This is a genomic window from Paenibacillus sp. FSL R5-0713, from assembly GCF_037973325.1.
Taxonomy (GTDB): Bacteria; Bacillota; Bacilli; order Paenibacillales; family Paenibacillaceae; genus Paenibacillus.
The window spans coordinates 3,884,912-3,898,952 of sequence record NZ_CP150229.1 but is presented as its reverse complement, the minus strand read 5'-3'; the positions used below and the strand labels follow the sequence as shown (position 1 = coordinate 3,898,952).

General features: G+C 44.7%; 15 protein-coding genes. All 15 read left to right on the top strand.

Annotated elements, in window-relative coordinates:
- Positions 1 to 57: 57 nt before the first annotated feature.
- Positions 58 to 837, top strand: a complete 780-nt coding sequence (locus MKZ12_RS17245) for a phosphotransferase (RefSeq protein ID WP_339255784.1) — start codon at positions 58 to 60, stop codon at positions 835 to 837.
- A 59-nt stretch (positions 838 to 896) separates the two neighbouring features.
- Entirely contained in the window at positions 897 to 1,322 is a 426-nt protein-coding gene (locus MKZ12_RS17240) for an NUDIX hydrolase (RefSeq protein WP_339255782.1), read from the top strand.
- 24 nt (positions 1,323 to 1,346) lie between these two features.
- Positions 1,347 to 1,769, top strand: coding sequence for an NUDIX hydrolase (locus tag MKZ12_RS17235; RefSeq protein WP_339255779.1), 423 nt, complete (start codon positions 1,347 to 1,349; stop codon positions 1,767 to 1,769).
- A gap of 36 nt (positions 1,770 to 1,805) precedes the next feature.
- Positions 1,806 to 2,552, top strand: coding sequence for a class I SAM-dependent methyltransferase (locus MKZ12_RS17230; protein ID WP_339255778.1), 747 nt, complete (start codon positions 1,806 to 1,808; stop codon positions 2,550 to 2,552).
- A 29-nt stretch (positions 2,553 to 2,581) separates the two neighbouring features.
- The gene (locus MKZ12_RS17225) at positions 2,582 to 3,076 is read left to right on the top strand and encodes an AAA family ATPase (RefSeq protein WP_339255776.1); all 495 of its coding nucleotides are present in this window, start codon (positions 2,582 to 2,584) and stop codon (positions 3,074 to 3,076) included.
- Between the two features lie 43 nt (positions 3,077 to 3,119).
- A complete protein-coding gene (locus MKZ12_RS17220; RefSeq protein WP_339255775.1) occupies positions 3,120 to 3,662 on the top strand; it encodes a GNAT family protein in 543 nt (180 codons plus the stop codon).
- 41 nt (positions 3,663 to 3,703) lie between these two features.
- The gene (locus MKZ12_RS17215) at positions 3,704 to 4,297 is read left to right on the top strand and encodes a C39 family peptidase (RefSeq protein ID WP_339255773.1); all 594 of its coding nucleotides are present in this window, start codon (positions 3,704 to 3,706) and stop codon (positions 4,295 to 4,297) included.
- 313 nt (positions 4,298 to 4,610) lie between these two features.
- Positions 4,611 to 5,750, top strand: coding sequence for a collagen-like protein (locus tag MKZ12_RS17210; protein ID WP_339255771.1), 1,140 nt, complete (start codon positions 4,611 to 4,613; stop codon positions 5,748 to 5,750).
- A 355-nt stretch (positions 5,751 to 6,105) separates the two neighbouring features.
- Positions 6,106 to 6,498, top strand: a complete 393-nt coding sequence (locus tag MKZ12_RS17205; RefSeq protein ID WP_339255769.1) for a DUF2500 domain-containing protein — start codon at positions 6,106 to 6,108, stop codon at positions 6,496 to 6,498.
- A 147-nt stretch (positions 6,499 to 6,645) separates the two neighbouring features.
- The gene (locus MKZ12_RS17200; protein WP_339234343.1) at positions 6,646 to 7,395 is read left to right on the top strand and encodes a glucose 1-dehydrogenase; all 750 of its coding nucleotides are present in this window, start codon (positions 6,646 to 6,648) and stop codon (positions 7,393 to 7,395) included.
- 204 nt (positions 7,396 to 7,599) lie between these two features.
- Positions 7,600 to 9,285 carry a hypothetical protein gene (locus MKZ12_RS17195; RefSeq protein ID WP_339255766.1) on the top strand — a complete coding sequence of 562 codons (1,686 nt, stop codon included), beginning with the start codon at positions 7,600 to 7,602 and terminating at the stop codon, positions 9,283 to 9,285.
- 160 nt (positions 9,286 to 9,445) lie between these two features.
- A complete protein-coding gene (locus tag MKZ12_RS17190) occupies positions 9,446 to 9,868 on the top strand; it encodes a cell wall hydrolase (protein WP_278294688.1) in 423 nt (140 codons plus the stop codon).
- A 159-nt stretch (positions 9,869 to 10,027) separates the two neighbouring features.
- Positions 10,028 to 10,429 (top strand): spore coat protein GerQ, encoded by a 402-nt coding sequence (gerQ, locus tag MKZ12_RS17185; RefSeq protein ID WP_339243111.1) that lies wholly within the window; start codon positions 10,028 to 10,030, stop codon positions 10,427 to 10,429.
- A gap of 223 nt (positions 10,430 to 10,652) precedes the next feature.
- Positions 10,653 to 12,236 carry a sigma-70 family RNA polymerase sigma factor gene (locus MKZ12_RS17180; RefSeq protein ID WP_339255764.1) on the top strand — a complete coding sequence of 528 codons (1,584 nt, stop codon included), beginning with the start codon at positions 10,653 to 10,655 and terminating at the stop codon, positions 12,234 to 12,236.
- 372 nt (positions 12,237 to 12,608) lie between these two features.
- Entirely contained in the window at positions 12,609 to 13,925 is a 1,317-nt protein-coding gene (locus MKZ12_RS17175; RefSeq protein WP_339234336.1) for a hemolysin family protein, read from the top strand.
- Positions 13,926 to 14,041 lie beyond the last annotated feature (116 nt).

Sequence of the window (14,041 nt, the reverse complement as noted above, 5' to 3'; positions counted from 1 at the left end):
CGATATGCAACGTGCACTCAATCAGAAAGGGTACGAAATAACAGAAAGGACGAAACCATGAATATTCAGGATCTCCCCATTGAAACAAAAGAACATATAGGGAAAGTTCAGAAAATCACTTTTCCTAAGCAAGGTCATACTTCTACTGTGGCTATTCTACATACGTGCGACCAAAAGTACATCATCAAGAAGACAGAAAACGATCTCTATAATGAATGGTTATCCGATGAATATCAGGTGCTTCAATCCCTTTATCGCACGGGGCTCCCTGTTCCAAAGGTATATTCGTTTCATATGGAGGAGACATCGAGATGGCTTCTGATGGAATATATTGACGGAATAAGTTTAAGAGAATTTCTCTCTACAGTGCCTGACCTTGAAAGTAAAGAAAAAGCGATTTTTAACTTTGGGCGTTGTTTAAAGAAAATACATGAATGTTCTTGTCCTGTTGAATTATTGAGCAATGACAGTCCTTGGTTAGATACAATGCTTAGCAAAGCAGAGTATAATCTAACTCATTTTGCGGTAGACGGCTCAGCAGAACGACTTCAACAGTTGAAAGAAGCACGGCCAAGACCAATAGATAATACTTTTATTCATGGAGATTTTACTATAGATAATGTGCTAGTTAATGATTGCAATATTGTTGGAGTTATTGACTGGGCAGGAGCGGCATATGGCGATCCAAGATATGATGTAGCATTAGCCATTAGACCGAAACCTAATGCGTTTGATAATGAAAGAGATAAAGAAATATTTTATAACGGTTATGGAAAGTTAAGAATAACGGATGAAGAATACAATTATTTTGAAGACGGGATATATAACTTCTTTTAGTTTGGTTTTATATTATTATATTCCAACGTATATCAATCTCTATAGAAGGAGTAAAACAAATGAGCCCTCCAAAACATATCGTATCTGCCGCTGCAATCGTGATCAACGTCAAAAATGAATTATTACTTATTAGAGGCCCACGAAGAGGATGGGAAATGCCGGGTGGTCAAGTGGAGGAAGGAGAATCTCTTAGTCAAGCAGCAATTAGAGAGACGAAAGAAGAATCTGGCATCGACATTGAAATTATCAAATTCTGCGGCATCTTTCAGAATATCGAAAATTCAATATGTAACACATTATTTTTAGCCAAACCAATAGGTGGGGAATTAACGACATCATCGGAGAGTTTAGACTCTGGTTTCTTTCCAATTGAAGAAGCCATTTTAAAAGTCGAATGGAAAAACTTCAGAGAAAGAATAGAGGTTTGTTTAAACCCTGAGATGCAACCTTTTTGTATTGAGTTCAGTGATAAGAGTAATATTTAATGTTTCCGGAAAGGAAGTCAATCAATGAAACGAGTCGATGTAGTTTACTCACTACTGACCAACCCATCCAAGTCTAAAGTGCTTGCAGTAAAGAATGTAGGGCGTTCAAGCTGGTCGCTGCCTGGCGGAGCTGTTGAAGCTGGTGAATCATGGGAACAAGCAGCAATCCGGGAAGCCCAAGAAGAAACGGGACTTGATGTTAGCGTGCACGGTATTGTAGCAATCAACGAGTGTAAATTTGAAGAAATACAGGAACATGCGATTTTTATCACATTCAGAGCAGAAATTGTCGGAGGGGGAGAAGGGATATCAAGACCAGATGAAATCTCTGAGATGGCATGGTTGGATATTACACAGGCAGATGAGCTCATGCCGTACTACAAGAGCGGCTTTAAAAGCTTACTTAATGGCCATGAGATTACATATTTCAACGAAGGTAACAAGTGATGTTCTGGATGTAGTGTATAAATGGGAGGCTAACAGATGAACAAGAACAGTGTTTATGAAACAAACAGCTTCTATTGGGATACAAGAGGGAATGACTATTTGAGAGCAATCGTGCTTCCGCATTATGGAGCATTCATATCAGAAGAAAAACACCAACTATTTGGGGATGTCTCAGGATTAAAAATGTTAGAGGTGGGCTGTGGAGATGGCCAATCCTTGCAGTATCATGGGGATCACAATGCTGGTGAACTGTGGGGTATGGATATATCACAGAAACAGATAGAAAAGACACAACAACACTTGAGGACACACGGTATTTCGGCAACATTGATATGTTCACCCATGGAAGAGGAATGTGGAATTCCTACGAATTATTTTGACGCTGTGTATTCAATTTATGCCATCGGTTGGACTACTGATCTTCAAGGTACTTTCAGCAGAATCGCTTCTTATTTAAAGAAAGATGGCATTTTTATTTTCAGTTGGTCTCATCCAATTCATAGATGTGTCGTTGAAGAAAACGATAGATTTGTCTTCAATAAGCCATATTCTGATGAATCGTGGTATGCGGTATCTCCTGACTTTGTTCAGGGTGAACTAACTTTAGCGGATCGGCAAATATCAACCTATATCAATTCGTTGGCAAAAGCGGGATTTGTCATTGAACACATGATCGAGGAATCCGATGAGGATATCATGCAATTACATGATAATAGCGATAATCTCCTTAAAAGAGTGAAGGTGTTACCTGTAACTTTTGTGATCAAAGCGAGGAAACTTTAGAAGCGGACTTAGTTATCGGGGGAACTTATATGAACAAAATACCTTTATTTATAGTGACAGGCGCAAGTGGAACAGGAAAAACAACGATCTCTTCGCTTGTTCGCAAGCTGCTTCCCGAAATTGACGTCTTTGATATGGATATCATCAATAATGTGGATTGGCAGATTGCCAAAGAGAATTGGTTGAGGATTGCGTATAGCATATCCCTAAGTGGACGAGGAACCGTTTTATGCGGAACGATGGTGCCGGAAAACATTGCATCGTCCGACTACATCGATCGATTCGATCAGATTCTATATATGAATTTGCATTGTGACGACGTTACTCGCGAGACGCGTTTAAGAGCTCGTGGGTGGGATGAGAACTCGATCGAAGATCACAAGGATTTTGCAAATTGGCTACTCCAGAATTCGGAAACTGCATTTGACCCACCCATGCAAAAAATCGAAACGGCAGAACTTACAGCAGAGGAAGTAGCTGAACAGATTAAAGAATGGGTTCTAAAAAACTGGTGCGAGGAATGAACACCTAAAATAACCTTATAGTTAGATTGAGTGGGAGGAACAGATGTTACCTTTTCAAGTAAATGAATCTATTGTATTAAAGCTGATCGAATCTCAAGATCGAGATGTGTTGTATGCATTAATAGATGAGAATAGAAAGCACTTGAGAACGTGGTTACTCTGGGTTGATAAACGGCAATCGCCCCAAGATTTAGATTCTGTAATAGAGTTATGGACACGTAATTATGAAGAGCGAAACGGTTTTGATTCCGGAATATGGTTTAATGGACAATTGGTCGGGATGATAGGGTTGCACTATATTGATTGGAACAATAGAGCAACGAGCATTGGATATTTTTTAGCTGAGTCAGCACAAGGTAAAGGAATTATTACCAAATCGATAGAACAATTGCTTCAATATCTCTTCAACGAGTTGAAGTTAAATCGTGTAATCATTCAATGTGCAGAAAACAATTTTAAAAGCAGAGCCATACCTGAGAAAATCGGATTTACTAATGAGGGTATATCGCGAGAAGCTCAATGGGTTTACGATCATTACGAGAATATATTGACTTATAGTCTGTTATCTGGTGAATGGGATACTTAAACGGTAGAGTATATCGTCTGCTAAGCGAAGGAGGGCACGGATTGTTTCTCAATGGATTACTTTGGTTGATCATCCTCTGGGTGATATCTATCTATTTCAGTTTTCCCAAGAAAGATCGCATCAACAGCATCAATGTGCCAAGTACATATTACATTCAATCTTCCAATCAACTGGATATGCAAAAGAATAATGAATGTGCTGCATTTTCCAGTGCGTTCGTCTTAAGACATTTCGGTTTGGAGTCCAACGGAACTAAGCTTTATGAATCCTATCCTCGCAAATTACTGGATGGAACCGTATATCCGAAAGCGGTTGTTGTTTTTTTCAGAAAGCTAGGATACAAGGCAATGTACTTACGTGGTAATGTGAATACGTTGAAGCAACAGATCAGCCAAGGGGTGCCTGTTATTTTATTTATTAAAGTACATGCCAAACAACGTTACTTGCATTTTGTTCCCGTTGTTGGTTATGATGAAACGCATTTTTACTTGGCAGAATCGTTAGATCACAAGGTTAATTGTGATGAAGAGTATTACAACCGAAAAATCAGCATCAATGAACTCAACACGGTATGGAGGTCATGGTTGCCCTTTTGTCAGAACTCATATATCGTCGTACATCCGAAGAAGACTTAAGAAGGCCCGCTCAAGGGACAGGTATTTTTACTTTGAACGAACGAATCGGCATTATTCGAAAATTCTGCATGGTCAAAATATGAAACTCATGCCCAATTGGCATGAGTTTTTCTGTGAACAAATCTCCCTACGTAAACAAGTTCGTTTTAATCGCTGGTTATGAAATATAGATAAAAAGTATGGGCAGTTGCTACGGAATTTATAGTTTTTCTTGTAAATCAGGCTTAGCTTTTTAATTAATTGGTTGTTCGTCCACGCATCTATTTATCTACATACGTACGTTAAACTATGTCCATAGGGAGGTGTCCACACGGTGAGTCATTCAGAAGTGAAGAAACGAATGAAGAGAAAAAAGGCAACATTATATCCGTGTAAACTTAAAAGAAAAGAACGCCGATTGAAAGTGGTTAAGAAGTTCGTTCACGTAAAATGTCCGCCTCCAGAAGTGAATATATCTACCCCTACTGTCGTTGGTCCAACAGGACCGCAAGGGATACAAGGCGTGCAGGGTGTACAGGGTATTCCAGGTAAACAAGGGGTAGAAGGGCCACCTGGAGCTCAAGGACCAGCGGGAGGGCCGCCTGGACCACAAGGACCTCAGGGACAGCCTGGTCCTGCTGGAGCCGTAGGCTCTCAAGGTCCGGTCGGACCTGCTGGCCCCATGGGAGCCCAGGGCATTCCGGGAGAAGCAGGGGCTGTAGGGCCACAGGGTCCGCAAGGTAATCCTGGGCCTGCCGGTGCAATTGGAGCTCAAGGTTTTCCTGGTCCCCCTGGAGCTGTTGGGCCGACGGGTGCGACAGGAGCAACGGGCCCGGCAGGCACAGCCGGTGCAGCAGGAGTGGCAGGCCCTGCTGGAGCAGTAGGCCCGGCAGGACCAGCCGGTGCAACAGGAGCAACAGGCCCTGCTGGAGCTGCAGGCACAGCTGGTGCAACAGGAGCGGTAGGCCCTGCTGGAGCAGTGGGCGCGACAGGAGTAGCTGGTCCCGCTGGGGCAACAGGATCTACAGGAGCGACCGGAGCAGCCGGAAGCGTGCTGGGATTCGCTGACTTTTTCGCACTGATGCCACCTGATAATGCTGCAACGGTTGCTCCCGGTACGGATGTAAGCTTTCCTCAGGATGGGCCAACAAGTGGAACAACTATCGCCCGCACGGGGCCTAGTTCATTCAATCTGGCAGCCATTGGTACGTATCAGATTTTGTTCCAAGTGAGCATCAATGAAGCGGGTCAATTAATCTTGACCCTCAATGGGGCAGATTTGGCCCCTACAGTAGTTGGGCGAGCTACGGGTACGTCTCAGATTGTGGGTATGGCCTTGGTACAGACAACCGTGATTAATTCTATTCTGACCGTTCGAAACCCGGCTGGTAATTCTACTGCGTTAACAATTACGCCACTTGCGGGCGGAACAAGACCTGTATCGGCACATCTTGTGATCACACAATTAGCATGAGTCCGTTATCAGCCCTGGCTAAGTGTACTTTGCTTTATTAAATAGGCATCCCCAATGTAACATTGGTGTGCTTGAACGGAGATCTCAGTGCTTTACTCAGGCTGTTATCTCCGTTGGGGCTGATGTTGTACATATTAATTAGATTTGAAGACCAAAAAATAATATTAGCCCTGTTTCGGTAGCAGGTAGCGGACAAGAGTTCTTCAATGAAGCATACCTATTCATTCACTCCTTCTTTGATTTAATTGTTCAAATATTTAATCGGGTTAACAAGTTCCGTGTCCGTCCGCATATACATTACAGGAGACGGGTCAAGACTCCGGCTGTCCTAAGTTGTATGAACGGAGGGAGAGACATGGGCATTGAATCATCCTGGATGTTTGATTTGTTTGGAACCGTCTTTCCGGTTGTATTTGTTCTGATTTTAGGTATAGTCCTTCTGTCGATGGGAAAAGAGGTATGGAGGTGGGGACGCAACAACTCGGAGCCGTTGTTGACCGTGCCTTCACGAATCACCAGCAGACGGATGAAGTTGAGCCAGACGCAATCTGAACCAGGCAGTACAGCACGAACGTTATACTACGTCACCTTTGAAGTGGAGAGTGGAGATCGACTCGAATTCAAAGTTAATGGCGAAGAGTATGGTTTGTGTGCTGAGGGAGACGAAGGACGGCTCTCGTTCAAAGGAACGCGTTATGTAGGCTTCGACCGATATAATCGTGTGTATTCCGAACGCCTACGGGGTTAAACTAAGCAGCTTGCGCCTGGATGGCGTGAGCTTTTTTTGATTATTTGCTGGACAAGCGTTTCTTAATGGCTTTAACGTGTATTTATATAAGAAGAGGCATACTGAGATTATGATCAAAGGATCATTACCATAGAGGAGGCAATGAACATGTCATTTACAGACCAGGTTGTTGTTGTAACCGGTGCGGCACAGGGAATTGGACGGAGTGTGGCTGAGGCTTACGCGGTCGCCGGTGCCAAAGTTGTACTTGCTGACTACCAGGAAGCGGAGGGTGCGGCAGCTGCGGCTTCCATTCGTAATGAAGGTGGAGAAGCCATTTTTGTCCAATGTGATGTTCGAAGTGAGCGGGACATTACGAACCTTTTTCGCACAACCGTGGAAGAGTTCAATCAAATTGATGTGTTGGTGAATAATGCAGGACTCGCCAAATGGAAGTCCCCCTATGAGCTAACGCTGGAAGAATGGGACGATGTACTCAATACGAATGTGAGAAGTTGCTTTTTGGCAAGTCGGGAAGCAGCCAAACATATGAAAAGCAATGAGCACGGGGGTGCCATTATCAACATGGCTTCTACACGTGCACTGATGTCTGAGCCGGATACCGAAGCTTATGCCGCATCCAAAGGAGCGATAGTAGCTCTAACGCATGCGCTGGCGGTCTCACTGGGTAAAGACCAAATTCGGGTCAATTGTATCAGTCCGGGATGGATTGAAACGGGTGACGTGGAGAAATTGAAGAAGGAGGATCATGAACAGCATCCATCCGGTCGAGTGGGTGTTCCTTCGGATATCTCCCGTGCTTGTCTATATTTATCTGATCCAAGCAATACCTTTGTCACAGGGACCAACCTCATTATTGATGGAGGCATGACCCGAAAAATGATATATGAGGACTAGAACCGGGATCGATCCGGGCGAGCCCGCCACTATACCAACTTAAGAGTAATAAGCCCAAGTTAAGCACTTGGGCTTATTTGTTTTTGATAACTCGGTTGCTATAATAAATGTGATTTTACAACCGTAGAGGAATGGAGGGAGTATATGTTCGGGAAACAATCCCGGAAGGTATTTTGGCTGTTACTGCTGATCGGAGGGATGATAATGATAGGGAATGAGTCACCTGCTGAAGCTGACGGCGCGGATATACGGGCGGCCTGGGTATGGCAGGCACAGTCTGTTAGCAACGGAGATGAGCTGTTGGCCAATGCAGCTAGACATAAGATAAACAGGCTATACGTAAATGTAGACATGACGCTGTCCAAGGAGGTATACCAGACGTTTATAGCCAAAGCCAGCCGTGCAGATATCACGGTTGAAGCGCTAGGAGGCGATCCATCCTGGGCAGTCAGTGGCCGTGAAGGCCCCATGCTCAGATTAGCGTCCTGGGTAAGTGACTACAATCAGGCTGCTGAGCCCAACGAGCAATTTGATGCCATACATCTGGATATCAAGCCCTATGTGTTATCAGCTTGGCAAGAAGATGCCAAGCCACTGGTACAATCCTGGGTGGCCAATATGAATCTGTTATTTGAGCAAGTGAGACAGAATGGCGCGGTTGCCGTGAATATGGACCTGCCATTTTGGCTGGATTCCTATACTATCACAGGGAATAGAGTTTCGGAGGATGCAGATAACGAACCATTGTCACGTTGGTTCATCGAACAAGTGGATCATGTCACTTTACTCGCTTACCGTGATAACGCACAAGGAAACAACGGTATCATACGTTTAATTGAACAGGAAATGAACTGGGCCGACGCCAGCAATGTGAGTGTCACGGTTGGGTTGAACACCAAACCAATGCCTGGCGAGGAATTCACGACTTTTGCCGGTAAAGGTGCAGCGCAGCTGGAAAGCGTTATTGAAGAAGTTGCCTCCGCATTCAGTGAACATACTTCATACGCCGGTTCTGCTGTACATGACATCGTATACTGGGGACAACTGGAGCCGTCAGAACTGCCATTACCGGAGATTCCAGCCAATCAGCCCGAGATTCGGGGGACGTATATCTGGGAGGCCTCTCAGGTGACGAATGACGGGGGAGAGCACATACTAGAGTTTGCCAGAGCGCAAAATATTAACTGGTTGTATGTTCGTTTAGATCTGGATCAACCGTATTCGAGTTACCGCAGTTTTGTAAAACGGGCCAATGCACAGGGCATTGAAATCCATGCCATGGGCGGACATCCGATCTGGGGCAAAAAGGAAAACCGTCCACGCATTCAGCGCCTGATTGATTATGTGAAAAACTATAATGCGGAATCAGAGCCGGATGAACGATTTGAAGGTATCCATCTGGATATTGAACCTTACACTTTGCCGGAATGGGAGAATAATCGGGACACCCTGTTGACCGAATGGGCAGCCAACATTACATTTTTCCAGGAAGAAACGAAGAAGGACAGTGATCTCGAAACAAGTGCAGACCTTGCTGTATGGCTGGATACCTTCCCGTTGCCGGGAAAAGACATGTCTGTGACAGAGTTTATGATTGATACACTTGATCATGTGTCGATGATGGCATTCCGTAATCAGGCAGAAGGGTCCAATGGCATTGCTGCTGTTGTGAGTCAGGAGATGGAGATTGCAGATCGTCTGGGCAAAAGGTTAATGATTTCGGTAGAAATGAAGCAGAACTATGAAGGTCAGCATATTTCTTTTTATGAGAAAGGGGCGGCGGAAATGGAACTTCAGCTCGCCAAGCTTCCGGATCTGCTGGCTGAGCATCAGGCTTACCAAGGCAACATTGTACATGCCTATGATTATTGGATTGAAGCCAAGCCTTAAACCGGCGAGTATTATAAGAAACGAATTGCTTCGGGACTTCACCTTGGGTGGGGTTCCGGGCTTTTTTTTATGGAAAAAAGATGGAATCGTGTCACCGAATGGGCTCCTGCACAATACGATGTACGGTGATGAACAGCTGAAACAAAGGAGGAAACAGACTATGGCTGTTATTAAAGCCAACTCAGAGGACGTCAAGCTGCTGGCTAGGCTGCTGAGGGCGGAGGCTGAAGGTGACGGCGAACAAGGCATGCTGCTTGTAGGTAATGTAGGTGTGAACCGGGTGCTGGTGGATTGTCTGGACTTCAAAGATATTCGTGACATCAACCGCATGGTATTTCAGAACCCCGGAGGCTTCGAGTCAACACAGAAGGGTTACTTCTACCAACGGGCGAGACAATCCGAGATTCGTCTGGCACAACGTGTAATTAATGGAGAACGGTTTTGGCCAGCCAGCAATTCGTTGTGGTTTTTCCGACCTGTGGGCGACTGTCCGGATACGTGGTATAACCAGCAAAATACAGGACGTTTCAAAGCACATTGTTTCTTCAGTCCGACAGGCGACGACTGTCCGGAAGTCTATTAAATTTGGGGAGGAATCACTATGATTAATCAACCGTATCAACCTACGACTCAAACTATGGGTCAGCAAGCGAATTCCGTATTGGGCCAGCAAGCGAATTCTGTGTTGGGTCAACAAGCCAACTCTCAGGTTCAAGGTACATCTTACAAAATTGGTAACGGCATGCCTAGCATGTCACCAACGCCAGGAATGGTATCCCCTAGCTCAACTAGTGTACCGCCACTCGTATCCAGCGGAAGTCCAATGACTCCCTCGGGTGCTGTGGTTACGACAACGGCTCCTCAATTTGAGCAATCGTACATTGAAAATATTCTGCGTCTGAATCTCGGGAAGTACGGCACGTTCTACATGACATATGAAGGCAACAAAGAATGGAATGCTCGCATATTCCAAGGTATTATTGAGGCAGCGGGCCGTGACCATATTATTATCAGCGACCCGAAGACTGGAAGACGGATCATGCTGTTGATGGTCAATTTCGACTATGCTACATTTGATGAGCCATTGTTGTATCAATATCCGGGCGTGGTAGGCAATTACCCACAAGCTCCGAGCAGATTCTAATTGGTGGTTCTTCGTTTCAATTGATTGGATATGTCTAACACATCCTGATATATTATGCTGTCCCGAATGTGGAGATGATCCGCGGACGGGACAGCTTTTTACATAAGCATTTAAGCGAAATCGTTACAAAAATAATTGAGTCAGACGTAACCTTTTGATAAAAAGATGGCACTTATATATGAACAGAACAAGCAACATGCCTATATGAAGGGAGTCCATAGCATTGAAGTCATGGATTGAAGGAGCAATGAAGGGCGAACCCGAAGCTTATGCGCAACTGATGGCGCAATATCGCGGAATGGCTCTTACTGTAGCCCATCACCGGCTGGGGGAACCATTCTGGGCAGAAGATGTTGTGCAGGAGGCCTTTACGGAGGCCTTTGGCAATCTGTCCAAACTGGAGGACCCAGAGGCCTTCCCGGGGTGGTTCAAGGTAATCGTAGAGAGGCAATGTTATCGCTGGCTACGACGCAAGCAGCATACCATGATTCCCGTTCAGGAGTTGGAGCATGTTTTCCAGGAAGAGGATCAGGCGCATAATCCGGAAAAACAAGCGGTGCAAAACGAAATGAATCGTACGCTGCGTGATTCTATTGCAATACTTCCATCATCGATGCGGATAGCTGTTAAACTGTTTTATTTGGAAGGATACTCGCTCAAGGAAATATCGGATTTCCTCGGAGTCAACGTACCTGCATTAAAGAAAAGACTGTTCGATGCCCGATCCAAACTCAAGCGCTCTATGCCTGTGAGAGATCTTGCCTCGATGTTCAATGATTTATATGAAGGAGGAAAAGGATTGTTACACATTATGAATGGGGACCACGCTGCCAATCGTTTAAGAGAGAGTGGGATCGAGGGGGATATCCTCGTATGGAGAGAATTATATACGTTTGGACCGGTAGTCCAAGATATGGGAGATGCAGAAGAGCGGAAGAATCGGGCATCCGTATTGGAACGGCAATTAGGCATTCCACAGACGGAATACTTGCAGATTGAGGAGCTAGAACGCAGGTTGCATTCGTTTCAACAATATAAAGAGATTGTCCTATGGTTTGAATACGATCTCTATGACCAGACGATGTTATCTTACCTGTTACATTATTTCAACGGACAAGCGCTCCAGAATACGAAGCTGAATCTGCTCTGTATTGACTCGTATCCAGAGATTGAGCACTTTAGGGGATTGGGTCAGCTTACTTCCTCGCAGATCGAACGGTTGTCCGGGAGTTGGCATCTGATTGAGAAAAAGGAGCTACAAGCAGGTGCACAGTTCTGGGAAGCCTATACGTCAACGGATATACGGCATCATCTGGATTATTTACTGGCAGATACTTCTGCGCTACCCTTCGCAAAAGCTGCCTTTAAGGCGCATTTGTCCCGTGTACCGTCGGTATCCAATGGCCTTGGAGTCATTGAACAGACGACCTTGGAGACCGTTAGAGCGGGAGTAGATCGTCCATATCCTTTGTTTCGCGAGGTAGGGGAGAAGCTGCATATTCTTGGGATGGGTGATCTTGAATACTGGGCACATTTGAGGCGGATGACAGAAGGACCTCATGCTCTGCTTCATATGATTGGAGCAACAACTTTCCCTAATTTCAAGCAGCATGATGAAACATTCCGGGATGGAGTCCTGTCGCTAACGGAACTCGGAATTCAGGTATTGAATGGAGAAGTCGATTGGACACTGCTCAAGCAGGATGAATTCTGGATCGGTGGATTGCATAATGCAAGCGGGGAACAGGCCAAATGGCGCTGGAAGCCCGCTTCTGAGACCATAGTGGAGATTGAGTCTACATCGTAATTAGTGGATAGAATCTGGGGAAAGAACAGTATTGTAAAAGAGAGTATCCAGCCATGCGGAAGCATGAGCGAGGGTGCTCTCTTTGGTTTGGTTAGATGATTGTATGTGAAATGTTAAAAAAAACAGCGTAATCATTACTTTTGTTAAAGAAAAAAGGCGATTGTGCCATTTCGTTGTCATAGGACACGGATTGACTGTGTAGTGTAGAATTATATAATAAAAGAAGCATATCTTTGTTATTCGACAGAACAAGGTGGAGGTGGAAGCATTGGGAAGTTGAAATTGCATATGAACGGCAGAATGGCTAATATCCTACATTTTCGAAGGAGGTGGACCTATTTGCCGAAGAATGACGGCGAATAGGATGAAAATTTGAGTGACCCCTTACCGAGTATTTTAAATTTAGTATTAATTGGTTTACTTGTATTGATGAATGGTTTCTTTGTGTCGGCGGAATTCGCGATGGTGAAAGTTCGTGGAAGCCGGATTGAGACTTTGGTGGAAACAGGCAACAAAAATGCAATATATGCTTCCAATATCATACGTAATATGGATGCATATCTATCAGCTTGCCAATTAGGTATAACGCTCGCTTCACTGGGACTTGGATGGTTGGGAGAACCCGCAATTGCACACTTGTTAGAGCCCATGTTTACCGCATTTGGACTAGGACCCGTCTACGTTCATGGAATCTCTATTGCCATTGCATTTGTAATTATTACAATCCTGCATATTGTACTGGGGGAACTAGCTCCCAAGACGATGGCGATTCGAAAGTCTGAAACGATCACGCTGTGGTCTGCAGCCTTGCTAACGTTCTTCTACAAGTTAATGTATCCATTCATATGGGCACTAAACGGTATGGCTAATGGCTTGTTGAGACTTTTCCGAATGGCACCCGCTTCCGAGATGGACGACGCGCATAGTGAAGATGAATTACGTATTCTCATGAAAGAAAGCAATAAGAGCGGTTTAATTGATAATACTGAATTAGCACTTGTTGATAATATATTTGATTTTACGGATACAACCGCCCGTGAAATTATGATTCCGAGGACGGAAATGATCTGTCTGAATGCCAATCAGTCCATGCTGGAAAATCTGGAGATTGCCAGTGAGAGTATGCGAACAAGGTATCCGGTATATAACGGAGACAAGGATCATATTATCGGCTTTATTCACATTAAGGATCTGATGCGATCCCAACTTACGGATACCATCTCCGTGATCCGGCCTATCCTGGCTGTACCAGATACCACCCTGATCAGTGATCTGCTTAAGCGTATGCAGCGTAGTAAAACGCAGATTGCGATTCTGATTGATGAATACGGGGGAACCTCCGGGCTTGTCACACTTGAAGATATCATGGAAGAGATCGTAGGCGAGATTCAGGATGAATTCGACCAGGAGCGTCCTGCCATTGAGCAAGTGGATGAGATGGAATACTCCATTGATGGCATGATGCTGATTGAAGAAGTCAGTGAACGATTCGGACTGGAGATGGACCGTGCCGATTACGATACCATCGGAGGTTGGCTATACTCCAGAGTGGATGCCATTCCACCTGAGGTCGGTCAATCGGTTGAGTATGGAGGTTATGTATTTGTCATTCAAGAGACAGAGCATAAGCGGATTTCCCGAGTGAATGTGATTAAGCTGGAACTGTTGGTTGAAGAAGAAGGCGCTTAGCCAGATCGAAATTCGAACAAATGAAGCTGTATGGTGACGAATGGTCATCGTACGGCTTCTTTGCATGCTCATGATTCCTGGGGTGTGAACAACAATACCTTACATTACTGAATACA